27 protein-coding genes are annotated in these 26,418 nt (G+C 34.8%); 12 read left to right on the top strand and 15 right to left on the bottom strand.

The annotated features are described in order from the left end of the window. Nucleotides 1-17: 17 nt before the first annotated feature. From resA to Q3V31_RS03940, 8 genes are all read right to left on the bottom strand, one after another. Entirely contained in the window at nt 18-539 is a 522-nt protein-coding gene (resA, locus tag Q3V31_RS03905; RefSeq protein WP_000742204.1) for a thiol-disulfide oxidoreductase ResA, read from the bottom strand. A gap of 106 nt (nt 540-645) precedes the next feature. Beyond that, a complete protein-coding gene (gene rluB / locus Q3V31_RS03910; RefSeq protein WP_000440549.1) occupies nt 646-1,374 on the bottom strand; it encodes a 23S rRNA pseudouridine(2605) synthase RluB in 729 nt (242 codons plus the stop codon). Between the two features lie 289 nt (nt 1,375-1,663). Further along, nucleotides 1,664-2,194, bottom strand: a complete 531-nt coding sequence (gene spmB, locus Q3V31_RS03915; protein ID WP_000029515.1) for a spore maturation protein SpmB — start codon at nt 2,192-2,194, stop codon at nt 1,664-1,666. After that, nucleotides 2,191-2,787 (bottom strand): spore maturation protein SpmA, encoded by a 597-nt coding sequence (gene spmA / locus Q3V31_RS03920; protein ID WP_000247803.1) that lies wholly within the window; start codon nt 2,785-2,787, stop codon nt 2,191-2,193. The genes spmB and spmA overlap by 4 nt, the downstream gene beginning before the upstream one ends. Continuing rightward, nucleotides 2,780-3,904 (bottom strand): D-alanyl-D-alanine carboxypeptidase family protein, encoded by a 1,125-nt coding sequence (locus tag Q3V31_RS03925; protein ID WP_001252604.1) that lies wholly within the window; start codon nt 3,902-3,904, stop codon nt 2,780-2,782. Before Q3V31_RS03925 ends, spmA begins: the two co-directional genes overlap by 8 nt. A 112-nt stretch (nt 3,905-4,016) precedes the next feature. Next, entirely contained in the window at nt 4,017-4,931 is a 915-nt protein-coding gene (locus tag Q3V31_RS03930; protein ID WP_097871679.1) for a superoxide dismutase, read from the bottom strand. A 106-nt stretch (nt 4,932-5,037) separates the two neighbouring features. Beyond that, complete coding sequence (locus Q3V31_RS03935; protein WP_000067564.1) at nt 5,038-5,529, bottom strand: YpuI family protein; 492 nt, start codon at nt 5,527-5,529, stop codon at nt 5,038-5,040. Between the two features lie 22 nt (nt 5,530-5,551). Beyond that, nucleotides 5,552-5,941, bottom strand: a complete 390-nt coding sequence (locus tag Q3V31_RS03940) for a hypothetical protein (protein WP_000583797.1) — start codon at nt 5,939-5,941, stop codon at nt 5,552-5,554. Between the two features lie 186 nt (nt 5,942-6,127). Between Q3V31_RS03940 and mprF the strand changes: the two genes are divergently transcribed. Next, nucleotides 6,128-8,713 carry a bifunctional lysylphosphatidylglycerol flippase/synthetase MprF gene (gene mprF / locus Q3V31_RS03945; protein ID WP_000010885.1) on the top strand — a complete coding sequence of 862 codons (2,586 nt, stop codon included), beginning with the start codon at nt 6,128-6,130 and terminating at the stop codon, nt 8,711-8,713. A gap of 4 nt (nt 8,714-8,717) precedes the next feature. Here the strand turns inward: mprF and Q3V31_RS03950 are convergent, their stop codons facing one another. Next, nucleotides 8,718-9,512: a hypothetical protein gene (locus Q3V31_RS03950; RefSeq protein WP_000232585.1), complete on the bottom strand. Its 795-nt coding sequence runs from the start codon at nt 9,510-9,512 to the stop codon at nt 8,718-8,720. Nucleotides 9,513-9,687: 175 nt separating this feature from the next. Here Q3V31_RS03950 and deoD point away from each other — a divergent pair, with 175 nt between their 5' ends. The 4 genes from deoD to Q3V31_RS03970 all read left to right on the top strand — a co-directional run bounded on the left by deoD (nt 9,688) and on the right by Q3V31_RS03970 (nt 13,368). Beyond that, nucleotides 9,688-10,395 (top strand): purine-nucleoside phosphorylase, encoded by a 708-nt coding sequence (gene deoD / locus Q3V31_RS03955; RefSeq protein WP_000110707.1) that lies wholly within the window; start codon nt 9,688-9,690, stop codon nt 10,393-10,395. A 201-nt stretch (nt 10,396-10,596) separates the two neighbouring features. Further along, nucleotides 10,597-12,414, top strand: coding sequence for a sensor histidine kinase (locus Q3V31_RS03960; RefSeq protein ID WP_000797522.1), 1,818 nt, complete (start codon nt 10,597-10,599; stop codon nt 12,412-12,414). A gap of 107 nt (nt 12,415-12,521) precedes the next feature. Then, the gene (locus Q3V31_RS03965; RefSeq protein WP_000806230.1) at nt 12,522-13,052 is read left to right on the top strand and encodes a tyrosine-type recombinase/integrase; all 531 of its coding nucleotides are present in this window, start codon (nt 12,522-12,524) and stop codon (nt 13,050-13,052) included. Between the two features lie 121 nt (nt 13,053-13,173). Further along, a complete protein-coding gene (locus Q3V31_RS03970) occupies nt 13,174-13,368 on the top strand; it encodes a DUF3924 family protein (RefSeq protein ID WP_001094855.1) in 195 nt (64 codons plus the stop codon). Nucleotides 13,369-13,512: 144 nt separating this feature from the next. Here the strand turns inward: Q3V31_RS03970 and Q3V31_RS03975 are convergent, their stop codons facing one another. Together Q3V31_RS03975 and Q3V31_RS03980 are read right to left on the bottom strand one after the other, a co-directional pair. Then, a complete protein-coding gene (locus Q3V31_RS03975; protein ID WP_001117482.1) occupies nt 13,513-13,638 on the bottom strand; it encodes a hypothetical protein in 126 nt (41 codons plus the stop codon). A gap of 42 nt (nt 13,639-13,680) precedes the next feature. After that, nucleotides 13,681-14,526 (bottom strand): DUF72 domain-containing protein, encoded by an 846-nt coding sequence (locus Q3V31_RS03980; protein ID WP_000897351.1) that lies wholly within the window; start codon nt 14,524-14,526, stop codon nt 13,681-13,683. Nucleotides 14,527-14,687: 161 nt separating this feature from the next. On the opposite strand from Q3V31_RS03980, the gene Q3V31_RS03985 reads away from it, so the two are divergent. The 3 genes from Q3V31_RS03985 to Q3V31_RS03995 all read left to right on the top strand — a co-directional run bounded on the left by Q3V31_RS03985 (nt 14,688) and on the right by Q3V31_RS03995 (nt 18,195). Continuing rightward, nucleotides 14,688-15,938, top strand: coding sequence for an ATP-binding protein (locus Q3V31_RS03985; RefSeq protein WP_088007688.1), 1,251 nt, complete (start codon nt 14,688-14,690; stop codon nt 15,936-15,938). Nucleotides 15,939-16,247: 309 nt separating this feature from the next. After that, nucleotides 16,248-17,546, top strand: a complete 1,299-nt coding sequence (locus tag Q3V31_RS03990; RefSeq protein WP_329762544.1) for a Gly-Xaa-Xaa repeat protein — start codon at nt 16,248-16,250, stop codon at nt 17,544-17,546. Nucleotides 17,547-17,766: 220 nt separating this feature from the next. Beyond that, complete coding sequence (locus Q3V31_RS03995) at nt 17,767-18,195, top strand: hypothetical protein (protein WP_001220309.1); 429 nt, start codon at nt 17,767-17,769, stop codon at nt 18,193-18,195. Between the two features lie 124 nt (nt 18,196-18,319). Here the strand turns inward: Q3V31_RS03995 and Q3V31_RS04000 are convergent, their stop codons facing one another. Further along, nucleotides 18,320-20,362: a transglycosylase domain-containing protein gene (locus tag Q3V31_RS04000; RefSeq protein WP_097872594.1), complete on the bottom strand. Its 2,043-nt coding sequence runs from the start codon at nt 20,360-20,362 to the stop codon at nt 18,320-18,322. A gap of 311 nt (nt 20,363-20,673) precedes the next feature. On the opposite strand from Q3V31_RS04000, the gene Q3V31_RS04005 reads away from it, so the two are divergent. The 3 genes from Q3V31_RS04005 (at nt 20,674) to Q3V31_RS04015 (ending at nt 23,222) form a co-directional block, all read left to right on the top strand. Further along, nucleotides 20,674-21,294 carry a DUF47 domain-containing protein gene (locus Q3V31_RS04005; RefSeq protein ID WP_000231441.1) on the top strand — a complete coding sequence of 207 codons (621 nt, stop codon included), beginning with the start codon at nt 20,674-20,676 and terminating at the stop codon, nt 21,292-21,294. 11 nt (nt 21,295-21,305) lie between these two features. Next, nucleotides 21,306-22,304: an inorganic phosphate transporter gene (locus Q3V31_RS04010; RefSeq protein WP_000380280.1), complete on the top strand. Its 999-nt coding sequence runs from the start codon at nt 21,306-21,308 to the stop codon at nt 22,302-22,304. A 117-nt stretch (nt 22,305-22,421) separates the two neighbouring features. Continuing rightward, the gene (locus tag Q3V31_RS04015; protein WP_000455750.1) at nt 22,422-23,222 is read left to right on the top strand and encodes a sulfite exporter TauE/SafE family protein; all 801 of its coding nucleotides are present in this window, start codon (nt 22,422-22,424) and stop codon (nt 23,220-23,222) included. Between the two features lie 293 nt (nt 23,223-23,515). On the opposite strand, the gene Q3V31_RS04020 is transcribed toward Q3V31_RS04015, so the two are convergent. Next, complete coding sequence (locus Q3V31_RS04020; RefSeq protein WP_000883005.1) at nt 23,516-23,743, bottom strand: hypothetical protein; 228 nt, start codon at nt 23,741-23,743, stop codon at nt 23,516-23,518. A 170-nt stretch (nt 23,744-23,913) separates the two neighbouring features. Here Q3V31_RS04020 and Q3V31_RS04025 point away from each other — a divergent pair, with 170 nt between their 5' ends. After that, nucleotides 23,914-24,426, top strand: coding sequence for a Crp/Fnr family transcriptional regulator (locus Q3V31_RS04025; RefSeq protein ID WP_000600572.1), 513 nt, complete (start codon nt 23,914-23,916; stop codon nt 24,424-24,426). 29 nt (nt 24,427-24,455) lie between these two features. Here the strand turns inward: Q3V31_RS04025 and hmpA are convergent, their stop codons facing one another. Together hmpA and Q3V31_RS04035 are read right to left on the bottom strand one after the other, a co-directional pair. After that, entirely contained in the window at nt 24,456-25,664 is a 1,209-nt protein-coding gene (gene hmpA / locus Q3V31_RS04030) for an NO-inducible flavohemoprotein (RefSeq protein WP_097872595.1), read from the bottom strand. A 191-nt stretch (nt 25,665-25,855) separates the two neighbouring features. Further along, nucleotides 25,856-26,374 (bottom strand): hypothetical protein, encoded by a 519-nt coding sequence (locus tag Q3V31_RS04035; RefSeq protein ID WP_000735541.1) that lies wholly within the window; start codon nt 26,372-26,374, stop codon nt 25,856-25,858. Nucleotides 26,375-26,418 lie beyond the last annotated feature (44 nt).

The following is a 26,418-nucleotide window of genomic DNA, read 5'->3' on the forward strand; positions in this document are numbered from 1 at the left end:
TGTAAAGGCTTTCTTTATTACGGAGTAATCTTCTTTAAATATCCTTCTAACTGTTCTTTCGTTTGTTCACCTATAATTTGTTCGACTACTATTCCATCTTTATCAATCAAAAAGCTTGTCGGTAATGGTCCTACCCCATATGTGCCTATGATTTTTGTTCCTTTATCAATAGCAACTGGGAATTTCAAATCATATTGTTTCACAAAGTTCTTAACAGCAATATCCGTTTCATCTGCATCTAACGCAATAATTTCAACGCCTTTTTCTTTATACTTTGGATATAGTTCATTCATATAAGGCATTTCTTTCTCACAAGGTTTACACCAAGTGCCCCAAAAGTTTAAAAATACACCTTTTCCCTTTAAATCTTTTAATTCAATTTTCTTTCCTTCTAAATCTGTCACAACAAAGTTGGGTGCTTCTTTTCCAATTTGCATTTTCTCTTTATCAGCAAAGAATCCTTGATAAAGTGTAAATCCTACAGCACCGCTTAAAATGAGCAGAATAATAACGCGAAATAATAAGCGATTTTTTTTCATATTACCTCTCCTCTCCTCGGTAAATGATATGTATTCTCTTCTGTAAATGTTGTATTGAATAAATCACCAGCAGAGTACTCCACTGGTGAAATTTTAACTCTATAACTTATCTTGGCTTTGTAGAAGCAAGTGCGCGTAATTGTTTCACCTCATGAGGTGTCAATTCTCTCGCATCACCAGGTCGCAGACTTCCTACTTCTAAGAAAGCATAACGTTCACGCTTTAATTTTACTACTTTACAGTCTAACGCTTCAAACATACGACGTACTTGACGGTTACGTCCTTCATGAATCGTTAATTGTACAATTGCCGTCTCTTTACGCTTGTCCCAAGACGTAATTTTCACATTTGCTGGTGCTGTTTTCCCGTCTTCTAACATAACACCTCGCTCTAACATGCGAATTTTCTCACCTGTTAATGGCCCTTTAATTTTTGCAACATATGTTTTTTCAACTTTATATCTCGGGTGCATTAATACATTGGCGAAATCTCCATCGTTTGTCATCAATAATACGCCAGACGTATCATAATCTAAACGCCCGATTGGGAATAAACGTTGTCTGATTTCAGGGAAAAAGTCTGTTACAACACTTCTTCCTTTATCATCTGATACACTCGAAATTACACCAGTTGGTTTATATAGTAAAAAATAAATAGGTTCTTCTTTTTCAAGAGGGATGTTATTTACTTCTACTTTATCTTGAGGAGTTACTTTTGTTCCTAACTCCTTCACTATTTTCCCATTAACTTTCACTTTTCCTTGCTGAATTAATTCCTCAGCCTTTCTTCTCGATGCAATACCTGCTTGCGCAATCACTTTTTGTAATCGTTCCATTTCTTTTTTTCACCTCGAATTTATCTTACCTTACATTAGAAAGACTTGGCAACCGCATACGCTTTACGGCTATTCGCTCCTTCTCACTTAAACAACATAGCGATGATAATAAACATATAAAGGGCAAATCATGTTTTTACCCTTTATTATTGTCCATATTTTTCATATTTCTCACAATAAAAGTTCATCATTTTGTCAAAAATACCGCATAAAAAAACCACTATTAAACTACACGTTAATAGTGGTCGTATACGTATTATAAGCGAAATAGCGCAAAAAATGAATAGCATTACTGAAACAATAGAGAAACAAACACAATCGAGCAAATAATTCCGATTAAATCTGCAAAAAGTCCTACCTTTAATGCGTCTCCCATTTTTCTAATACCAACAGCCCCAAAGTATACTGTTAAAATATAAAAGGTCGTATCTGTGCTACCTTGCATCGTTGAAGCTAATCTTCCAATAAACGAATCTGGCCCATATGTAGCGATTAAATCAGTCGTAATACTTAAACCAGCAGAGCCAGAAATCGGACGAATAAGTGCAAGTGGGACAATTTCGGCTGGTACATGAATTAAATCTAACATCGGCTTCATTACCGATATCATCGCATCTAGAGCACCCGATGCCCGGAAAATAGAAATAGATACAAGCATTCCTACCATAAACGGCAAAATGGAAACTGCAATTTGAATTCCTTCTTTTCCGCCCTCTACGAACGATTCATACGTCGGAACTTTCTTTATCGTGCCATATAAAAGGATAAAACCAATTACACAAGGGATTACCCATAATGAAATTGTATTTACAATACTCATTTTTTCCGCCCCTTTCTACTCCTTCTTCGGTAAAAATAGCGGTCAATCCAAATTGCTCCGATCATCGATAACACTTGTGCTATAAATGTTACGCCAACAATTTCAGTAGGATTTGCTGATTCATAGGTCATTCGAATCGAAATGACTGTAGTAGGGATTAAAGTAATAGCTGATGTATTTAATGCTAGAAACGTCACCATAGAGCGACTGGCCGAATCCTTCCCTCCATTTAACTCTTTCAGTTGTTCCATCGCTTTAATACCAAGAGGGGTTGCTGCATTACCTAGTCCAAAAAAGTTCGCCATCATATTTGATAGAATAAATCCCATTGACGGATGATCCTTCGGTATTTCTGGAAACAATCTTTTTACTATCGGCATAAAAAGTGTAACTAACTTTTTTAACAACCCTGCTTCCTCTGCAATTTTCATTAAGCCAAGCCAAAATACTAAAACGCTAATAAGTCCAATACAAATCGTTACCGCATCTTTTGACCCTTCAAATACAGCTTTAGTTACTTCTTCCATCGTTCCGTTTATCATGGCATACACAATCCCTATGACTGCCATCGCTGCCCAGACGAGATTAACCATCTATCCCAACACCTATCATATAAGAAAAGATTTCTTTTACGTTATTCCAATACATTCCCGTTGTAGCTACTAACTTTCGTTTACTGTAAAACAAATTACGTTCTCCAACTTTCTCATTTCCTACATAAATTTCGGTCTTTCCAATCTTTACCCCATCCGTAAGTTTTGCACTTTTATCGAGCTCAACTTTTAATAACACGCTTTTTCTTTCCTCTTCAGTTAAAGGAACAGAAAAACTATTTTTCGTATAAACATGATTGGCGTATTTCTTTTCATTTATTTCAGCTAACGCTCCTTGTCCTAAAACTGTAGTTTGCTTGAAATGTTCAAAACCTTTGTCAAACAAATTCATATGATCATCCCAATCACTAGAAGCACTCAAAGTTACGACAATTAAATCTAGTCCATCTTTTGAAGCTGTTGTAACAAGTGTCCGTCCTGCTTTCTTCGTAAAACCTGTCTTTCCTCCTGTTGCAAATTCATAATAAGATGTCACAAGCTTATGTTTATTTTTCCATGGATAATCCCAAGAATCTGATTTATACGTTTTTGTTCCAAAAATTTTCTTAAAGGTCTCGTTCCCCATTGCATATTTCGTTAATAATGCCATATCATAAGCCGACGAATAATGCGATCCATCCCCATCCAAGCCATGCGGGTTTGAGAAGTGCGTATCTTTCATTCCGATTTCTTTCGCTTTTTCATTCATTAAATATACGAACCCTTCTATACTCCCTCCCACATTTTCAGCAATTACTTGTGCTGCATCATTACCTGATCTAAGCATTAACCCGTAGACTAAATCTTCTAACTTCACTTTTTGTCCAGGTTTTAAATAAATTGCTGATCCTTCTACTCGTACTGCTTCATTACTAACCGATACTAGTTCTTTCATTTTTCCTGATTCAGCAGCTAACAATGCTGTCATAATTTTTGTTATACTAGCAATTTTTTGTGGCTCATGTTCTAATTTCCCATAAAGTACACGACCAGATTGCTGTTCCATTAAAACTGCGTTACGAGCACTGACACCACCGTTCAATTTTGCATATGTAGGAATCGGCATAACACTTGCGTACATTATAATTAGCGTAATTATTATACAAATTCGTCTCATATTTCCCCCCACGTCCTTTTGGCACTTTTTGTACAAGTGTATGCTTGGCCTTTTAAAATATGAACGAAATCTTCCTTCCACCTCCAATAAAAAAGACGCATGGGATATGCGTCTAATACGGCGTCCATTCAATTTGCTTTGCACTTTCAAATCTCTTTTCTACATCAGGCCAATTTACAACATTCCACCAATTTTTAATATATTCATCTTTTCGATTTTGATATTGTAAATAATACGCATGTTCCCATACATCAAGTACAAGGAGTGGTATCGTATCCCACTGTGTAAACAATTGATGAAGCGTGCTTTGCAAAATTTCTAACCTTCCTGAACGGGGTACCCATACAAGAATCGCCCATCCTGAACCTTCCACTTTAGAAGCGGCTTCCGTGAAATGCTTTTGAAAACGTAAAAAACTTCCGAAATCTTGCTCAATTTGTTGTGAAAAAGCCCCTCTCGGACTTCCACCACCATCTTTTTTCATGTTATTCCAAAATATCGTGTGTAAGTAATGACCTGATCCATGAAAAGCTGCTTCTCTTTCCCAATGCTTAATTAAATCAAATTGATTTGTTTTTCTCGCTTCTTCCATCATCTTCTCTGCTTTATTTAATCCTTCCACGTAACTACGATGATGTTTATCATGGTGTAACATCATAATTTCTCGTGAAATGTACGGTTCTAACGCATTATATGGATAAGGTAATGGTGGGAGTGTATGCCCCCCAATCGGAACAGCTCGTTCGCTATCCCCTCTTTCACATAGTTCATATTCCTCTCCTTCTTGCACAAATACTTCCTGTAAATGGTGTTGAATATGTTCTACATCATCACTTATTTCATACATAAACTCGGCATTTGTGTCGTATTCATGCTCTTTCATACGCTCTAATAACGTTTGAATTTTATAAGCAAGCATATGGACATCGTACACTTCCATTGCACGGCTATCTAATACTTGAAGAACACTTTCACACCAGCTTTCTACTTCATGAAAGTAATCTGTAAATACACCTTGCTGACTCATGTCACACCTCCTTGATACTATCCACTTTAACTATATTCAATTAAAATCCCTTATATAACTGGACAAAAGGAAAAGAAGCTAAGTGTCCTTAGCTTCTTTTCCTTAATTAATATTTGTGCAGCATTTTTGTTTGATAATCTGTCTCATAATATTCTAGTTCTTCACGCATCAATTGAAATTTTCCTTCTAAATCCTTCATCATTCGTTCTATAGATCCAGGTGGTGTTTGCTGAAAAACAATAGAATTTTTCCCTGTATAAGCGGAACGACTATTTTCATACCAATGATCATTCTTTGGCGAAAAAAACTCTGCAATTACTTGATGATAAATCTTATATAAAACTTTTTCAGCTGCTGTCTTTCGAAATGGCTGGCTATTCAGCAAAACAAAACATGCATCAAGTCCTTCTTCACAAAAAACAAGAAGTCTTCTTATTGACCCTAATATCCCTTTATAATATTGCTCGTTTCCTGTTGGTGTTTCCTCCAATAAAGAAGGTAACGTATGATAATTTACATAATTAGTTATTAAGGAAATAACATCTTCTAAAAATATAGAAACTTGTTCTGTTTGATTTTCAACCATCAAATTAGACATGGCTTCTCTCTCCTTTGCCGTTTTACGCTATTTCTACTCTTTTATTTTTATGTAATTCAGCTAATATTTCTTGTACTTTCACCACTGTTCCTTCGTCAAAGTATCGTTGAAAGTCTGTTACTTCATTGAGATACAAGCGCTTCTGCGCACGTAGCTCTTTATTGTTCACTAAACAAGCGATTGCTACAATATCTCGTAAATATACGTCTTGTTCTTCTACTTTATAAACTGGATTTCCTTCAAAAGGGGTAATTTCTTGTACTATTTCTTCAAAATATCTAACATATAAGACAGAAAAGGTTTTCTCTTGATTATTTAATACATATGTCACTTCAGATCTATTAAAAAAATCTTCTGATGTATTCGGTTTTGCTTTTTCTAACTCATATCCTGCATAACCTATTATAATCATCAACTTCCCCTCTCTTCCTTCTTCCACCTTATTTTAACCTAATTTTCTGATAAACGAAATATTCTTTTAAGTATACCCTATATAAAAAATAGCTTCCCTATACAGGAATTTACCTTTTTATTTTTCTTGAAGTTTGTCATAATAATATTATTGTCTCAGTTTTCTTACACAAGGAGAGTTGTATTTATGTCGTTTTCATGGAAACGTTTCTTACAAATCGGGAAAATACTCTTCCCATTTGTTGTCTTAACAATTGTTTTCTTTCAGGCCAAAAAAGAATTAGCAGGCATTTCTTTTTTAGAAGCGATTGAAACAATTAAAAACATTCCAACTGGTGGAGTATTTTTAGCGATTACACTCGGTGCATTTGCCGTTTCAACAATGTTCTTTTATGACTTTGTTATGCTTCGTTACTTAAAAGCCGATATACCTGTACAAAAGATTTTCCGCATCTCATGGATTGCAAACACTTTAAATGGATTTATCGGTTTTGGTGGTCTTGTTGGTGCTGGTGTACGTACAATGTTATATCGTCCGCATATAAAAGATAATGGAAAACTTATTAAAAGCATCGCTTGGATGACAACCGCTTTTATTAACGGATTAGCCATTCTCTCGTTCCTCGGCCTTATTGGAATATTAGACACTAGTTTTATTCTGCATGAAAAACCGTGGTTATGGCCTGTTCTTATCTTCTTTGCTCTTTTCGTTCCTATATATATTGGATTTTCTAAAATTAAAAATAGAAAAACAAAACAGCTAGACGGACAAGAGGATGAAGAAGAAGAGAAAAATCCAACTGTTTTATATTCATTAGTTTCATTAGTTGAGTGGGTATCTGCTGGTATCGTTATGTACGTCATTTTAATATTGTTTGGAATTGATATTGAATTTCAAAAGTTTTTAGGTGTTTATGTAATTGCAGCTTTAGCCGGTGTCGTAAGTCTTGTCCCGGGTGGCCTTGGTTCATTTGATCTTGTTTTCATAACTGGACTCGGACAATACGGTATTGATACAGGTGTATTACTACCTGCTATGTTATTATATCGCCTTGTCTATTACATCTTACCATTCTGCCTTGGTCTCATTTTTGCAGCCTTTGAAATGACAGGAGCAGCCATTAAAAAAATTGAAGATAAACCATTTATTGCACCTGCATTAGAAACAACTGGTGTAATTTGGACTTTACAACGTGATTTTCTAGGGAAATTAGGTTCATGGGCATCCGCCGCTTTAACAGTCTTCGCTGGCTTGATGGTTATTCTATCAACAATATTACCAACTAGTATTAACCGAGCTCACGCCTTACATATTTTAGCTCCCAAGCACCTTATTCAATTTTCTTTTAGCTTATCATTAACATTCGGTATTCTCCTCCTGATTCTTTCGCGAGGAATATATTACGGAACAAAGCGTTCTTACTATATGACGATTGTTTCTTTAATTGGAGCAGCAATCTTTAATACCCTAAAAGGAATTGATATTGAAGAAACCTTTATTTTATTAATCGTACTTGCTGTGTTGTATATGCTTCGTAAAAGATTTGTACGCGAGAAAATGGAAGTCTCTCTTTCTGATATCGTAAAAGTATTTATCTTCTTATTGCTTACGTTATATTTATATAAAAACTTAGGCATTTTATTTGCAGGCGCAAAAGAAGCATTCCAACCCGATTTTGTCGTTCGAAATATTACACAGGTTAAACGAAGTGCATTAGCAGCCGCCTTTTTCGTTCCCACTTTTTTACTTATCGGTTCACTAATTGCCAATCGTTATCGTAGTGAATTTCCCGGGCAACCAGCTAATGATAAAAGGTTAGAAAACTTCTTAGAGGAACATGGCGGGAATGTACTTAGTCATTTAGGTTTTTTAGGAGATAAACAGTTCTTCTTTAGTAGTGATGGAAAAGCACTTCTTCTCTTTTCAATTACTGGGAAACGTCTTGTTGTACTTGGTGATCCAATTGGTGATCCATCCTCCTACCGTACTGTGTTACAAGAATTTTTAGCTGAAGCTGATCGATTTGGGTATATTTGCGTATTTTATCAAATTGAAAGTAAATGGATGAGCTTATACCATGATTTCGGCTATAACTTCTTTAAACTTGGCGAAGAGGCTGTCGTTGATTTAAATACATTTACAATAACAGGGAAAAAACGTGCTGGTATGCGAGCTACTTTCAACCGTTTTGAACGAGAAGGTTATACATTCTCTATTCATGAGCCACCATTCTCAGACGAATTATACGAGGAATTAAAGAAAGTGTCTGATGCTTGGCTTGGCGGAAAAAAAGAAAAAGGATTTTCACTTGGGTACTTCGATCGTGAGTATATTAGCCGTGCCCCTATCGCTACTTTATCTGATGCAGAAGGTAAAATAATTGCCTTTACAACCTTTATGCCAGTATATCAAAATGGCATATTATCTGTTGATTTAATGCGTTATTATCCAGACGCTCCTAGCGGCATCATGGATGCAATTTTTATCCACCTGTTCCACTGGGCAAAAGAAAATGAATACCATTCCTTTAATATTGGTATGGCACCACTCTCAAATGTCGGTTTATCAACGCAATCGTTCTGGTCTGAACGAGTTGCCGCTGCAATATTTAATAACGTTCGTTACACATATAGCTTCAGCGGTTTACGACATTTCAAAGAAAAATACAAACCTGCATGGAGTGGAAAATATTTAGCATTTCGAAAGAATCATTCTTTACCAATTACAATGCTCTCTGTAACAAAATTAATAGGAAAAAGAAAAAACAGCTAAGTACTTAGCTGTTTTTTCTTTTTTGCACTTGTATACTAAACTCTTTTGTATACTTCTTACCATTTATATAGAAATCTCCCCATATTTTATATGTTCCTTCTTCAGGAAATGTAATTCTATATTGTAATTGTTCATCCGTATCAACAGGAATGGCGTATAAAAAATGCTCCCTCGTCTCCTCAACGATATAAAGAGCGTTGACTTCACCTCTCCCTGAATTTAATTTCAGCTTTTCTCCCTTTTTCGCTTGAAACTGAAATGTTAATGTTGTTGCCTCATTCGGGTGTAATGCACCAAATAAAAGAGACACTTGATGCTCTCCTATATTTTTTGTAAGTACAGTATCAACAGGTAGTTTCTTTTTATTCTTGTCCTTGTTTTTCTCCTTTTTTTCTTCACCAAAATTTTTCTCGGAAAATGATTCTACGGACTTGTTTTCATCTTCATACAAAAATATCGTGTACTCTTCACCTTTCGCTACATCTGAAGAAAGCTTATACGATCCATTTCCAGCAAATATAGGCTTCGTTTGTTGTATGTTTTTCAAATTCCCATCTACTATCACTGCTCGAATTTGATCGTTCACACCACGAACTTCATTATTCATTTTATTTAGCAATTGAAACGAAATATCGGCTTTTTCATTTCCCTTTTTATTTTTCACATCCCATTTCACTTCTTGAACATCTCCGGTCGTTTCTACAGTTTCTTGATATTTTTTTATGTAAAATCCTCCTGCCACAATAAGTACTAGTGCAATAAGCCCAATGACAAGATTTTTCAAAATATCACCTACCATTTTTATTGTCTCTATCCATGCAAAACCTCTTAAGTATATATTCTAGATGATGATTCATGAAATCCTCCTATTTTGTACACATTACAAATATTAAAAAGGTTTTGATTGACAGGATTCGTAGTGTATAATGCAAATGATATTGATTTCTATCAATACATAATAAGGAGGACTTTTCATGAGTGTACATATTGAAGCAAAACAAGGCGAAATCGCTGAATCTATTCTATTACCTGGTGATCCATTACGTGCAAAATATATTGCTGAAACATTTTTAGAGGACGTTACTTGCTATAATAACGTGCGTGGTATGTTAGGTTTCACTGGAACTTATAAAGGAAAACGCGTATCTGTTCAAGGTACAGGTATGGGTGTTCCTTCTATTTCTATTTATGTAAACGAATTAATCCAAAGCTACGGAGTTAAAAATTTAATTCGCGTTGGAACTTGCGGTGCCATTCAAAAAGACGTAAAAGTACGTGACGTTATTATTGCGATGACGGCTTGTACGGATTCTAATATGAACCGTTTAACATTCCCTGGTTTTGATTTTGCACCAGCTGCAAACTTTGACCTTTTAAAGAAAGCTTACGATGCTGGAACTGAAAAAGGCTTACACGTTCGTGTTGGTAACGTTTTAACAGCAGATGTATTTTACCGTGAAAGCATGGACATGGTTAAAAAACTTGGAGATTACGGTGTACTAGCAGTAGAAATGGAAACAACTGCTCTTTACACATTAGCAGCTAAATACGGTGTAAATGCATTATCTGTATTAACGGTAAGCGACCATATCTTCACTGGTGAAGAAACAACATCTGAAGAGCGTCAAACTACATTTAACGAAATGATTGAAATCGCTTTAGATGCAGCAATTCAGCAATAGTACACTAAAGAACTCGTCATACGTCTGGCGAGTTCTTTTTTATGCTACAATACTTCGACAGTCACCGCACCTTCTCTTTATGTGACTTTCTATAAAAAACTACTTTAGAGAGAGACAGATTTCTCCCCTCTACTTTTTTGTAACCTTTGTTATAATTAAGAAATCATTTAAATTACAGTATTTTTCATACGAGGTGAAACAGTGAAGAACAGAAGCATCGTCTTTAAACTATTTTTATTAACGTCAACTTTATTTACAATTATATTTCTCCTTTTTTTCCTTGGACAATCTCTATTTTTAGAGAAGTTTTATATTAATAAGAAAGTAAAAACCGTTCAAACGGCTTTTGAAAAATTCGTAGATAATTACGAAAAAAGCGCCCAAGACTTTGAGGACACTAGAAAATTAAAACAAGAATTTCATGATAAAACAAATGCTGAAATCCAATTTTTAGATTCTAACGGGATTATTAAAAGTGATTACAGTTTTTCCATTGATGTGATTAACCCTAAAAATAATAAAACCTATTCCATCCCCCTTAACAACCTTTTAACACCTGAAGAATATAATAAATTCGTAAACTTAGGATTAAAAAAAGATGGAATAATTTATGTAGACGGACTACTCCGACCGAATGATATAATAACACCTCAAGAATTAATAACTAATAATACTAGATGGGTAAATGAACAATTCAATTCAGATTTTCAATCCATTAGTGGTAATCCATCTAAAAATAAACTTAAAAATCGATATGATACTACGGGTTCTCCAATCGAGTTCACTGGGATAATATCTAAATTACAGCTTCCTTCCAAGACTGAGATTCGTCTTGCAAAGGATTTTGAAACATTACAAGCTGTTCAATATTTTGCAAGAACTATTAGGCAAGGTACTTCTAATTCAAATCAATTAAACACGTATATTTTAGATAGTGGGGAAAATATAAAAAACAGTGTCTTTGTAAAGCCTATTATGAAAAACGGAGAAATTAAGGAATACGCTTTTGCGATAGCATCTTTACAACCTGTTAATGAAGCGATGCTCGTTTTAAAAGATTATTATGTCTATGCCTTAATTATCGTGTTTCTCGTTATTATTTTGTTATCCTTCTACTACTCAAAAATCATCGTTAAACCATTAATTAAGATAAATCGTGTTACAAAAAAAATGGCCAACTTTGATTTTAGCGAGAAGTTACCTGTTGCAGCAGATGATGAAATTGGTGGATTATCAGGTAGTATTAATACACTCTCTGTAAATTTAAAAGATCGAATCGACCGATTAAATGTTGCCAATACAAAATTACAACAAGATATTGAACGTGAACGTCAATTGGAAAAAACGAGAAAAGAATTCATTTCTGGTGTATCTCATGAATTAAAAACACCGCTTAGTGTTATTCGTAGCTTCGCTGAAGGTATACAAGATGGCGTAAGTAAAGATACGACATATTATACAAATGTTATTTTAGAAGAAACAGAAAATATGAACAGGCTTATTGTTGAAATGTTAGAATTAGCAAAACTTGAATCTGGTACGTACAAACTAGAAATGTCGACATTCTCAATCGGTGAATTAATTCAACAAGTCTATACAAAATTATTATTTAGCATGGAGGAAAAACATTTACAAGTGGACATCCACGCTGACTCTTCTCTATTTGTTAAAGCAAATCGTAGCCGTATTGAGCAAGTAGTTGTGAACTTGCTTAGCAATGCAATTCGATATACTCCAGATGGTGAAAGAATACACGTCTCTGTTGTAGAAACGGAAGATACAGTGAAAATCGAAATTGAAAACACAGGCAATCCTATTCCAGAAGAAAGTCTTGAAAAAATTTGGGATCGCTTCTACCGTTTAGATGCTTCTCGTAGCCGTCATACTGGAGGTACCGGCCTTGGGTTATCTATTGTAAAAAACATTTTAGACTTACACCGCGCTGAATACGGTGTGTATAATACAACTAATAGTGTTGTATTTTATTTTAATTTACAAAAAGTAAAAGAAGTCAAATAATTTGTCTTAATTTCACTAGGAGTTCACATGAAATTCACACTCTCCCTTTATAGTTAGAAACAAGTTAATCCTTTCCTTTACACATACAAAAGAGGAGAGTGCGTGAAATGAAACAAGCAGGACAACCAATTCAAAACGAAAAACAATTAGAAACTATCAAAAATATACTTTTACAATCTTCGAAACGTGATGGCTTATTATTCGTATTAGCTGTAAATTCTGGCTTGAAAGTAAGTGAAATCTTACAATTAAAAGTTAGTGATGTAATTGATGAAGACGAAAATGTTCGCCATTCCATTTTATTTTACAATGAAAAAGTAAAGAAACATAAATGGTTTGCTGTAAATGAAGACTTACAGCACGCAATCGAAGACTACATGAAAGAACGTAAAACTTGGAAACGTAATGAGCCATTATTAAAGTCTCAAAAAGGGACAAAGTCTATTACGAGACAGCATGCATGGTACATTTTAAACAAAGCTGCAAAAGAAGTTGGATTAGAAGGGATTAGCTCACATACACTTCGAAAAACTTGGGGCTATTGTGCATACAAATCAGGTGTTGATATCGCATTTTTACAACACTTCTTTGACCACAGTACTCCATCAAAAACTTTAAAGTATATCGGTATTGCTTAATAACTCTTATACATAAAAAAGGTTACCATTTATAAATCTGGTAACCTTTTTTATGTTTCATATTCTCTTTTCTTGTCTCTCCTATACTGTAGTGGTACTCTAATAGTAAGGGGGAGAAATTATGAACACATTAACAATTGAATTACCGAAAGAAACGGCTGAAAAACTTGATTTATTAAAGAAAGCTTATCAAAAGAAAACGGGTGCTACTATTTCTGAAAGCACTCTCGTTCAAACGCTTATCTCAAAGGAATTTATCCAAGCGATAACTCCTTTTGATTTACAACAAATCATCAATGGAAAAGAACAGCAGTAATTGCTGTTCTTTTTTTATTACTATTTAAAATATAAAGTGAAGGCGTTTACGGGCAGCGGGGCTCCCACCTAACTTCTTTGCTCCAGCCGAATTTTGAGGTAGGAGTTTTACTGCCCACAAATAGCAGGATAAAAAGTTTTTTACTTATTTTCCGAAAAACCATTGACAATGATAATGATAACCATTATCATTTATTACGAAGCCAACAATTGATGAATCAACCAAACGCTCAGTAACATTGTTACCCCTCTTTTTCATATAGAAAGGCACTGTACATTCCCCCTGTTTGTACAGTGCCTTTCTTGTTTATCATCATTCAAACAAATTTAATTGCTCAGGCTTCGGCTCACCATATGTAATGTTCATCATTTTCATAAGCTGTTTCGCATTATCCGCTGCATCTCCGCCCGAATTATTGTTAAATAGTACATATATGCCCTTTGTCTTCTTTTTTAATTGCTCTAGTCTCTCTACCCATTCTTCTAGTTCTTTATTGTTGTAGCGATATAAACAGCGAACCGCTCTCCAATTTTCCCCTTTATCCAGCCAACCATGAACATTTCGGCCATGAAAACGTAATAACGCCATGTCCGAGTTTGTTGCCTCTAATACAAGTGGTACTGATCCTATTCCTGCCTGAGGCTCATCGCAAATTGTATGAATCCATTTTTCTTTTTCTAAAAACTGTAACGTCTTATCTCTCATTTCTGGATAAAACCATGTTTGATTTCGAAATTCTATTGCACACGGTAAATCTTCCATTTTTTCTTTCGTGTATCGAAGTAAATCTACATTCTTCACTTTACAATCAAACCATGGTGGATATTGAAATAAAATCATTTTTAATTTATTCGCTTCTATTAAAGGAAGAATGGATTGTTTATACACATCAAACATCTCATCGAACGTAGAAAAAGGGATTTCCCCTTTCATATGTCCTGTCATTCCTTGATAGGCTTTTACTATAAAAGAAAAATCTTTCGGCGTTTCCATCGCCCATTTTGTATAATTCCGCGCAGGTTGCATCGCATAAAATGAACTATCTACTTCCACAATGGGAAAATGTTCACTATAAGTTCGCAATTTATTTCTATTTTCATAGGGATTTATATATAAAGAATCATGATCTCCCCATCCCGTTACTCCAATAAAAAGCAAACGAATTCCTCCCTTCTCAACTTCAGCCTACACTCATTCTATATTACTTCACAAAAATACCATCCGACCAATTTCACAAAGTAGCTCTTTCTTTAAGAGTATCCGTATAAAAATATGATATACTAAATGGAAGAATTTTTAAATTGAGGGGTTATTTATTTATGCTTCCAAACGATGGTATTGTATCTTATGAAAAACGAATAGAAGAACTAGAAAATAAAGTGCGGTTATATGAAGAGCTTGTGAATCAATTACCACATCATTTCACATACAAAAATCCACATATTGGTTTACAAATAAAGAAAACGAGAACGACTCATTCTATTCAAAACATACAAAAAGAGAATAAAAAGGCTGATTTTCAACTTACTTGCGATTCATTATTTTTATTTGAACAACTTGAAACATACTTTGTTCATATTTTTGATGCTTTTTCACATCATGTCACCTTTGTTGATAGTAAAGGAAATATAACTTTATGTAATCAAGCTGCAGCAGATGATTTTGGTGTAGTACGAAATGATATAATTGGAAAGCCAATTCAACAATTACTAAACTTGCCAGAAGAACAAATTAAAGCGATTGAAACATTAAGAACAGGAACAGAAATATATAATGAAGAAGTGTTAGACAAAAACTATGGTATTTTAAACAATCGAATTATTCGGGATTATAACGGAGAGATTTTTAGAGTTATTAGTGTCTTCCATTATTTAAACACAGAACGTGATGCAGAAAAATTTTCATTAGCAGGACGAATCGCAGCTGGGATTGCTCATGAAGTACGAAATCCCCTTACAACGGTACGTGGGTACTTGCAATTTCTACAAGATAGCGTTTCTCCATCCAATAAAGAATTGTTTAAAAGTCTACTCATTCCTGAACTAGATCGTGCAAATAGTATTATCACAAAATTTTTAGCCATTTCAAAAACGCGTGAATTTACTAGAGAACCTTTTCGGATCAATACGTTTTTACGCGAATATATTCAACAACTACTTGCTAGTGAAGTTTTTTTGCATAACATTTCTATTGACTATGATTTTTCTACGGAATTAGATGGCGTACTCGTCAATATTGATCGCCATGAACTCGTGCAAGTTTTTTTAAATTTATTTCAAAATGCTGTCGATGCTCAAGGTGAAGAACCTCTTTCTATTCAAATTACTAGTTATCGCTTAGATAATTTTGTTCGTATTACTTTCAAAGATAATGGAACCGGCATTCCTCCAGCTATTCAAGAATATATATTTGATCCGTTTTTCTCTACAAAAGACTCAGGAACGGGGCTGGGATTATCAGTAACGAAGAAAATTATTCAAAATCATAACGGTACGTTAAAAGTTTCTAGTGATCACAGTGGGACAACTTTTACAATATCTATCCCCTCGTTGCCCAAAAAAGATAATTAAAGTGTCGATAAACAAAAACAGTGGGGGCAGTTAAAAACTGCCCCCACTGTTTTTGTTTAACTCATCATTTTCCTAAAAAACTATACAAAATGAAACTTTAATCAGCGTTTTTTGCATCTCCTACTGCTGATTAACCCTAACTAATCAGCCTTTTGCTAGATAGAAATCCTTCAATCTCTTTAATTCCCCTTACTAAGTAGGTAAAACCCTTATTTTTTTTGAAATAGTAGTTTGTCCATCACGAATTTAGTTTTATTTTCATTTTATTATATTGAGACTATTTATTCTATAAAAGAAAGGAATGAAAAGATGAACAATAAAAATAGAGGGAAAGTATTCTTCGGTAACGATTGTTGCGAAGTCCGTGCTTGTAGTTTTATTAACATCTCTAAATCTGAACTTAAAGAATTTATTAAAATCCTTCAAGCTCTTGGACAAAATATTAAAGATATATTCCAAAATCCTTCCCAAAGTAATATTGATAAACTTATAGCTACCCTAGATAATCTACAAAAATTCCTCAAATGTTTAGACTTATCACCTGCACAAGAAAAAATCGGAACTTCTATTATTACTCACCTATTAACTATTCTAAAAACAAAACCTTTCTCGTGCGGAGCATTATACGTTGAACTACAAAGCCTGCTTAATTTTTTACTGTATATCGCTAAATTATTTAAAGTTAATTGCTGTACTATAGACAAACTTATTAAGCTGATTATAGAAATCCAAACCATTTTAGTTAAATATGGCTCTGGTTGCCTTGGTGGAGGCGCTACTGGCGCTACCGGTGCTACTGGACCTCAAGGACTTCGTGGGGCTACTGGTGCTACCGGTGCTACTGGACCTCAAGGACTTCGTGGGGCTACTGGCGCTACCGGTGCTACTGGACCTCAAGGACTTCGTGGCGTTACTGGCGCTACCGGCGCTACTGGACCTCAAGGACTTCGTGGGGCTACTGGCGCTACCGGTGCTACTGGACCTCAAGGACTTCGTGGCGTTACTGGCGCTACTGGTGCTACTGGACCTCAAGGACTTCGTGGGGCTACTGGTGCTACCGGCGCTACTGGACCTCAAGGACTTCGTGGGGCTACTGGTGCTACCGGCGCTACTGGACCTCAAGGACCTCGTGGGGCTACTGGCGCTACCGGCGCTACTGGACCTCAAGGACTTCGTGGGGCTACTGGCGCTACTGGACCGGCGGGCACACCAATCCCTGTAACTATAGCAGCAATAGGAAATTCTAATCCACAAACTATATCTCCTGGAACAAACATCCAATTCAATCAAGTTTTCGAATTAAATAATATAACTTTTAACGACACTTCAGATACTTTAACTGTTCTAGAAACAGGAGTATACGATATTAGTTTCTCAGCATCTACAACCTTCCCAGGTTCTTCACCATTTGGGTTCGGTATTTCATTCAACGGTCAACCACCTACTCGTAATTTTTCAACTAACGTTATCGGTAGTGCTGTTTCTTTCTCTACAATCGTTACTTTACAAGCTGGTACAACAATTGCTGTACAACCTACAGCAAATACTATTTCTATTCCTAACACTGGTGACACAACAGCTACACTATCAGTCTTCCGAATTTACTAACTTTTAGTTTTTATCTTATTTTTGAAAGACCAAGAATATTTGATTTATAGTAATTTGTATTATTTTGATTGTATGTTAAATCTCTCTTTTAATAAAAAGGAGTACTTATTTTGGAGGATAAGTACTCCTTCTTTACGTTTCTTTACTTCAAATTTACTTTAGCTTAATTCTCTTTTTGTATGATAAATAGTGAAGACAAAGACATGAAAGAGGGATGATAATGAGAATTATATCACTGACACGTTTTTGGTTTGTTCTTATGGTATGCATAATTTTATGTATAGGATTTCTTTTAACTCTAAAATATTCAAACATTTCAAAAGCAGAAAGAAAAACAGTTCCATACGAACTTCTGTATACAAAACAAAATGACATCCCTTATTCCTCTTCCACACAAAATGAAAAAAAGGTTATAAAAGGAATGCTTATTACAGAAGCTTCTAGTTACGAAGCGCTACTTCAAATTGCTGAAACGATTAAAGATCAGTATACAAATAAAGAAATTGATGAAATCACACTTTCTATTCACAATAAAAATAATGGTAATTATGAAGAAGAATTACCTTACGAACCTATTAGTAAAGGTACAGTAATCGTCACATACGATTCTCAATCCTTTGGCAGTACGAACATTATACTTAACGAGTAATATCATTTATTCCAATTGATATGTACTAATAACTAGTAAAGGTATACAAAGATTTCCACCGATTAAAGTTCCACTTTATTTTCCATACGAAAAAGAGGCGAATTTCGTTATTCGCCTCTTTCTTTTACCAAAATGATGGAATCCACTCTTTCACTTTGTCAAACCACTCTTGTTGCTCTTTTTTTCTTTGTTGTTCCTCTTCTTTTCGTTTTTTCTCTTCTTCTTTTCTTCGTTTTTCTTCCTCAATCATTTTTAATTGCTTTGTATAATCCGCCTCAGGTATTAGTGATAACTGAAATGCCTTTTGAGCTGGATTTACATTCGCTTTCCTCATAATGTCCCGGAACATTGTCGTTGTAATTTGGCTGCCTCCTGGCACATAATGCTCACTATCTGTTTTATCATACCCTACCCAAATCGCACCTACTAAATCCGGCGTGTATCCAACAAACCACGAATCCTTCGCACCAGTACTTGGTCCATTTACAAGCTGGGTAGTCCCCGTCTTGCCTGCGGTATCGATATTATTAACTTTCGCTTTTTCACCCGTTCCCCTTTCAATAACACCTTTTAATAAGTATGTCATCTTTTGGGCAACTTTCTCGTTCGTCACACGAGTTTCTTTCTTGTACCATTTTCCAATTGTTTCCCCTTCAGCATTTTGGATTTCTCTAATAGCATGAGCTTCTACTTGGACACCATCATTTGCCAATGTGCTATACGCTTGAGCCATTACAAATGGAGAAGTCCCTACATGCATACCGCCTAAAGCAATCGGATACGTACGATCTTCAGGCTCTAATGGAATACCAAACCGCTCTAAAGATTTCAATCCTTTATCTAATCCAATTTGCTCTAATAGCCAAACTGCTGAAACATTATATGACTTTGCCACTGCTTCATACATCGTCACATTACCATGGAACGTATGATCACTATTTTGTGGTGCATATTCTTTAATATTAAATGGTTCATCTTTTAAAACATCGTATACTTCATATCCTTGCTCTAACGCTGGTACATACACTGCAAGAGGCTTTAACGTTGAACCGGGCTGCCTTTTTAATTGTGTTGCATGATTAAACTGTAAAAATTGATATGGACCTCTACCTCCAACTAAAGCTGGAACACCGCCAGTTTTGGGATTCATAAGGACCACTCCAGTTTGCATAAGCTGATCTGAACCACTATCTTTAAAATAACTATCATTATTCACAACATCTTCAACCGCTTGTTGTTTTTTCGGGTCAAGTTCCGTATAAATACGATAACCACCTGCTAAAATTTCATTTTGTGTTAATTCATACTTGTCCATCGCTTCTCTAATAATATAATCTACGTATTGAGAATATTTCCCCTTATATTTATCGTCAACACCACGTCGTAATACAAGACCTGATTCTTTCTCCTGATTATATTGTTCTTCAGAAATATATCCTTGTCCCTTCATTAAACCTAATACGACATTACGTCTTTCAATGGATTTATTAAAGTTTTTATACGGCGAATACGCAGATGGCGCTTTAATTAATCCTGCAATCGTTGCAGCTTCTGAAATTGTTAAATCTTTTACCTCTTTATCAAAATAAGATTTAGCTGCTCTTTTTATCCCCCAAGCACCTTCACCAAAATAAATTTGATTCATATACATTTCTATAATTTCATCTTTTGAATAAGTACGCTCTATTTTTTTTGTTAAAAAATATTCCTTTATTTTACGTGAGTATGTGCGATCTTGTGTTAAAAATACATTTTTTGCAAGTTGTTGTGTAATTGTACTACCACCAGCCACAACTTCACCAGCTGTAATGTTCTTAAATACAGCGCTTATGATTCCACTATAGTAAATGCCATGATGACTAAAAAATTCCTTATCTTCTACTGCAACAATTGCTTGAACCATAATATCAGGAATGTCTTTCCTTTTGACCCCTTCTGTTTTAGAAGAAGCTAATTTAGTCGCAACTTCATTATTTGCATCATAAATTAAAGTCGGTTGTGGCACAGCTTGTTTTAATTCAGATATATCTTGAATGGAAATTATTATATTTACAGCAATAAATAGAGTAACGAGCAAACTTCCCAATACAATTAATGAATTGCGTAGTTTTTTCCTCTGATTGAACCACTCAAGCGTTTTTTTAAAGTGAGTGTTCTTCAATTTCATTCGTTCACTTCCTTCGTTTGTTTACACGCTTCTTTTTAAAAGGAAGAATATACCTCCTTTTAAATTTATTATAATAACGTAGTCTTTCCTATAGTGTAAAGCTTTTCTTTCACATTCATACTTTTTACAAGAAAAGGACATTCTACAAGTAAGATATTCACCATTAGTATTAATATTATTAATACAACAATGTGAGTTATGTTAAGTTTTTGTAAACTTTTCGATAAAATGTTTTAAAAAACGACAGTTTTTTGTTAGAATTGACTAGCCAATATATTTTACATATATTACTTTTGTGGGGGTAACTAATAATGGTCTTTAAATCAAAAAAAGATAAATTTTCTGAAATGTTAATGAATGTTTCCGAAAATTTAAAAGAAGGCGCGCAGTTTTTCGTGGAGTATAAAATTAAAAATGCTAGCGATTTAAAAGAGTTTTCTATGCGCATGAAAGATTATGAGTCAAAAGGTGACTCATTCATTCACGAAATCATTATGGAGTTAAACAAAGCGTTTATCACTCCTATTGAACGTGAAGACATCCTACAACTTGCAATGAGTATGGATGATGTATTAGACGGATTAGATCATAGTGCTGGTCTATTCGAAATGTATTCTATTACAGAAGCTGATGAATACATGATTAAATTCGTAGAAGCAATTAATCAATGTGCAATTGAAATTGCAAACTCTGTTGAACTACTGTCTAAAAAGAAATTAGTCGACATTCGTACGAACGCGATTAAGATTAAGGATTACGAATCACAATGTGATGATATTCGCCGTCATGCGATTAAGCACTTATTCTCTCGTGAAAAAGATCCGATTAAGATTATTCAATACAAAGAGATTTACGAAGAGCTTGAAGAAGTAGCAGATAGCTGCCAAAGCGTTGCAAACGTATTAGAAACAATCATTATGAAGAACGCGTAAGGAGTTTGATCATGGATACACTCTTGATACTGACCGTTTTAGTAGTCATTTGCGCTTTAGCTTTTGACTTTATCAATGGATTTCACGATACAGCAAACGCTATTGCAACGGCTGTTTCAACGAAAGCTCTAAAGCCTAGACATGCAATTGTTATGGCAGCTATTATGAACTTTTTAGGTGCGATGACATTTACAGGTGTAGCAAAAACGATTACAAAAGATATCGTTGACCCATTTGCTTTGCAAAATGGTTCCCTTGTAATTTTAGCTGCTTTGCTTGCGGCAATAGCTTGGAACTTAATTACTTGGTACTACGGTATCCCAAGTAGTTCTTCGCATGCAATCATTGGCGCAATCGCTGGTGCAGCAATTGCTGCTGCCGGTATTAGCTCATTAAACTTTAAAGGATTCATTAAAATTCTTGAAGCTTTAATCATTTCACCGATTATCGCTTTTGTTATTGGTTATATCGTATACAGTATTTTTAAAGTAGTCTTTAAAAACTTTAACTTAACGAAAACGAACAAAAACTTCCGTATATTCCAGATTTTCACTGCAGCATTACAAGCTTATACGCATGGTACGAATGATGCGCAAAAAGCAATGGGAATCATTACGATGGCTCTTATGGCCAATAACTATCATACTTCTGACGACATTCCGTTCTGGGTACAATTATGTTGTGCAATCGCAATGGGTCTTGGTACTTCTGTCGGTGGATGGAAAATTATTAAAACTGTCGGTGGACAAATTATGAAAATTCGTCCTGTAAATGGTGTAGCTGCCGATTTATCATCATCACTTGTTATTTTCGGTGCAACATTCATTCACTTACCGGTTAGTACGACGCACGTTATCTCTTCTTCTATTTTAGGGGTTGGTGCTTCTCATCGTGTGAAAGGTGTAAAATGGGGAACTGCAAAACGCATGTTAATTACATGGGTTATTACACTTCCAATTTCAGCTTCTTTAGCTGCGTTATTTTACTCCTTATTACACTTAATCTTTTAATTAAAAGTCGTCTTCCTTATTTTTCTAGGAAGACGACTTTTTTGTGAACAAGCCTATTTCTTATTAAAAAGCGTGTATAATGATTGGTGGATAAGTTATATAGAGGAGTTGGCAATTTTGGAATACATCATGTTACTTTTCATCGGACTAATCGCCGGGACAGTCGGGAGCCTAGTAGGGCTTGGGGGCGGAATTATTATCGTTCCGTTATTAATTGGATTACACAGTTTATCACCACAGCTCGCAGTAGGAACTTCTATGGTAACAGTCGTTTTTACAGGGCTGGCTTCTACCCTTACTTATATGAAGCATAAACGGGTAGATTATAAAAGTGGACTTATTTTATTTATCGGGAGTGGCCCTGGTGGTATTATCGGATCATGGGCAAACAAATTTTTAAACCAAGATACATTTTCTTTATACTTTGGGATTTTTCTTATATTCGTCTCCATTCTTCTTATACTACGAGACAAATTGAAACCTCTTTCCCTATCAAATATGACTGTAATTAAGCGATCTTTTACAGATAACGAAGGAAATACTGTAGACTATCAATTTCCACCATTTCTCGCTATCTTTATTGCCTTTATAGTTGGATTTATATCCGGATTATTTGGAATCGGTGGTGGTGCCTTACTTGTGCCAGCAATGATGCTCCTTTTTGCGTTCCCAGCACACATTGCTGTAGCAACTTCAATGTTTATCGTATTTCTCTCAGCAATTGTAAGTTCTTTAACTCACATCTCTCTAGGAAATGTCAGCTGGGCTTATGCATTAATTCTTATTCCTGGTGCATGGGTTGGCGGAAAAATCGGGGCTTATATTAACACAAAATTAAGCGGTAATGCCGTAATTAATTTATTACGTATCACATTAATTATTCTTGGAACTAGATTAATCATTACTTCATTTTTATAACGCGTTCTTTCTAGAATGCGTTTTTTCTTATACACATGAATATAAAAAGGCTCCTAGGAGAACAAATAAAACTAAACAAACACTTAATAACATAAAATTTGAAATATGTACTTTCTTCAAGTTGATCACTCCTATAGCTACGACTGTTATCTTTATGATAGCGAAAAAAAAGGTCGCATGCAGTTACAAAGTGCTAACAATGCAAAATCATTTATTACAAATTTTATCCTTATATTTCATTTCTTTGTATAATCTATCGATTCAATAAAAAAAGATGTCGTATTGACATCTTTTTAGTGAAGAAGTGACCATCCCATAAAGTCTTCATGTACTTGGCACGCCCTCTTATCATTTCGATCATATAATTCAGCATAACTATCTGTTTCTTCATCATAAGCCATCGTATAAATAATTTGGCCGTCTATTTCAACGGATAAAACGACTCCACCTTTCATCTCTTCTACATGAATGGTAGCATTCGCTGGAATTCTCATATCCGTCATCTTCATCGCATCTAACAATATACTAAACCCCCTACAGCGTATTCATTGCTAGTACTATTACACACTAAATAGTATACTACTGTAATAGCATACATTTCGTCAATGAAATTGCTGTTTAAAAAGCATATTGTCTTTATACATATACGCTAAAATATAAGAAATAGAAATGTTTTAATGGGGGGCTAACATTGATTCTACATAAGGGAGATGTATTATTCCGTCAAGGTGAGGACGGTCCATTATATTTTATAAAAACAGGTTTATTAAAAGTTATTCGGTTAGAAGCAGACGGAACACCATTTTTATTTAATATTATCGTTCCTGGTGAAACGATACCTCACCATTCTTTAATTTCACCGAAGGAATATCACGGTACCGCTATCGCTTTAATGAAAACAGAAGTTGAGCCTATACTTAGCAATGAATGGTACGATCAACTCCGGGCAAATCCTGCATCTTATGAAAATATCGCTATGCAATTACAATCGAAATTAAGAATGATGCAACAGCGTATCGATCAATTGACAACTGTCTCTCCTAAAGAGCGCCTTCATCGTTTACAAGAGTGGTTCACCTTATATTTAGGTGACATTCCTATTTATGAAATATTAACACAAACTGAAATTGGTCAGCTCATAGGTGTACGCCGCGAAACAGTAAATCGCTTATTAAGAGAACAAGCAAAAAACGAGGTAAAATAATACCTCGTTTTTTGTTTAGTAATGTTAATCTATTGTAAGCTTGCTGCGGGACCGAAAAATTCATAATGAATGTTCTCTTGTTTAACACCCAAATCAATTAATGCAGCATTTATATGCTTCATAAATGGTACTGGGCCACAGAAATAAAATTCTGCTTCAGTTGTTGGAATAATAGTTTGTAACCATTCACGTTCAATGAATCCTTCTTTGTCAAAATTCTTCATTTCCACATCTTGCTCTGACGGTGAAGAATAGCAAGTATATGCTTTCACTTGTTCATACTCTTTTTCTACTGTCTCAACATGCTCTTTCATCGCATGTGTATTACTATTTATCGCCGCATGAACAAAGCATACATTACGCTTTGATTCTTGTTCGATTATCGTATTTAACATACTCATCATCGGTGTAATACCTACTCCACCACTAATTAATACAACAGGTAATGTTGACTCCATATTTAACACGAAATCTCCCGCTGGTGCACTTACTGATAAGACATCTCCTTCCCCTACATGCTCATGTAAGTAATTAGATACTTTACCATCTGGTGTATCTACACCTTTTTCTTTCTTTACACTAATGCGATAGTATTCTTTTCCAGGAGCATCAGATAAGCTATATTGACGATTATGCGTATATGTTTCACCTTCAATATTTATTTGAATCGTTACATATTGTCCCGGGATGAATGATGAAACTTTCCCGCCATCTTCAGGTTTTAAATAAAATGATGTAATAACATCGCTTTCCTTCACTTTTTTAACAATCACAAAGTTGCGGAAATCTTTCCATCCCCCTTCTTTATGTGCAGCTTCTTCATACATACCCGCTTCAATGCTAATGAATGCATCAGCGATGACGCCATACGCTTCTCCCCATGCATTTAAAACTTCATCAGGTGCGCCTGCGACCTCTTTAATCGCTCGTAGTAAGCATGTGCCTACTATTGGATAATGCTCTGCTTTAATACCTAAACTTCTATGCTTATGACCGATTTGCTTTACAACCGGAATAATAGCCTCTAAATTATCAATGTACATTGCAGCTGCATAAACCGCATTTGCTAATGCTTGTTGTTGTCTTCCCTTTTTCTGATTCGTATGGTTGAAAATATTCAATAACTCCGGATGTTCCGAAAATAAAATTTGATAAAATCTCGTTGTAATTTCAACGCCTTTTTCCTGTAATAACGGTACTGTTGACTTAACGATTTCAATTGTTTTTGCACTTAACATTGTATCCCACTCCTCTATTTCTTTAACTGTTTTTAGTTTAACTGAATTGTATAATACATATTGTGATTTTAATCACTATTAACATGGTGTTTTTGTGAAAAATATATGAACAATGCACATATTAAGTAAATTTTAATTAGCCATCATTAATAGTGCTCAAAAAAAAGCTAACTAGAATTCTAGCTAGCCTACTACTTCGTTTGTATTGCTTGTTCAATTACTTGTATATTCTGCCCATCTCCAAACTCGGTATACCCCCACACATTCGTTTCACCTTTATATTTATTCACAAGTATATCCAAGTCATGATATACGCGATGAGCATAGACTACATACTCAATATTCTGAAGCTCCACACCTTTTTTTACAATTTCATAACTTCTATTCACATCACGTTTTATTTTTTCATTTTTTATTTCTTTATGTATATTTTTTAATGAAGGTTCTTGCTCTTGAAACCATTGTTTAAAATGTTTCCAATCCCCATCTGTATATTTCTCTGCCTTACCATAGTTCAAGAAATTATTATAACTTTCATGTGTCGTACGAACAAATTCAAGTGGCTTCTTCTTCTCTTGCACATCTTCTATTTGTGCTACTGTATTTACTCCAGCAGACTTATTCGCATAATACAATAGTACTTTCATAAGACTATAGCTCGCTATTGCCATTACAGTAATAGTTACCAATACACTTAACAATTTCTTCATATACAGAACTCCTTTTCTACTATGAATATTACAATGTACTGTTA

The sequence above is a fragment of the Bacillus nitratireducens genome (genome assembly GCF_036320425.1).
Classification (GTDB): Bacteria; Bacillota; Bacilli; order Bacillales; family Bacillaceae_G; genus Bacillus_A; species Bacillus_A nitratireducens.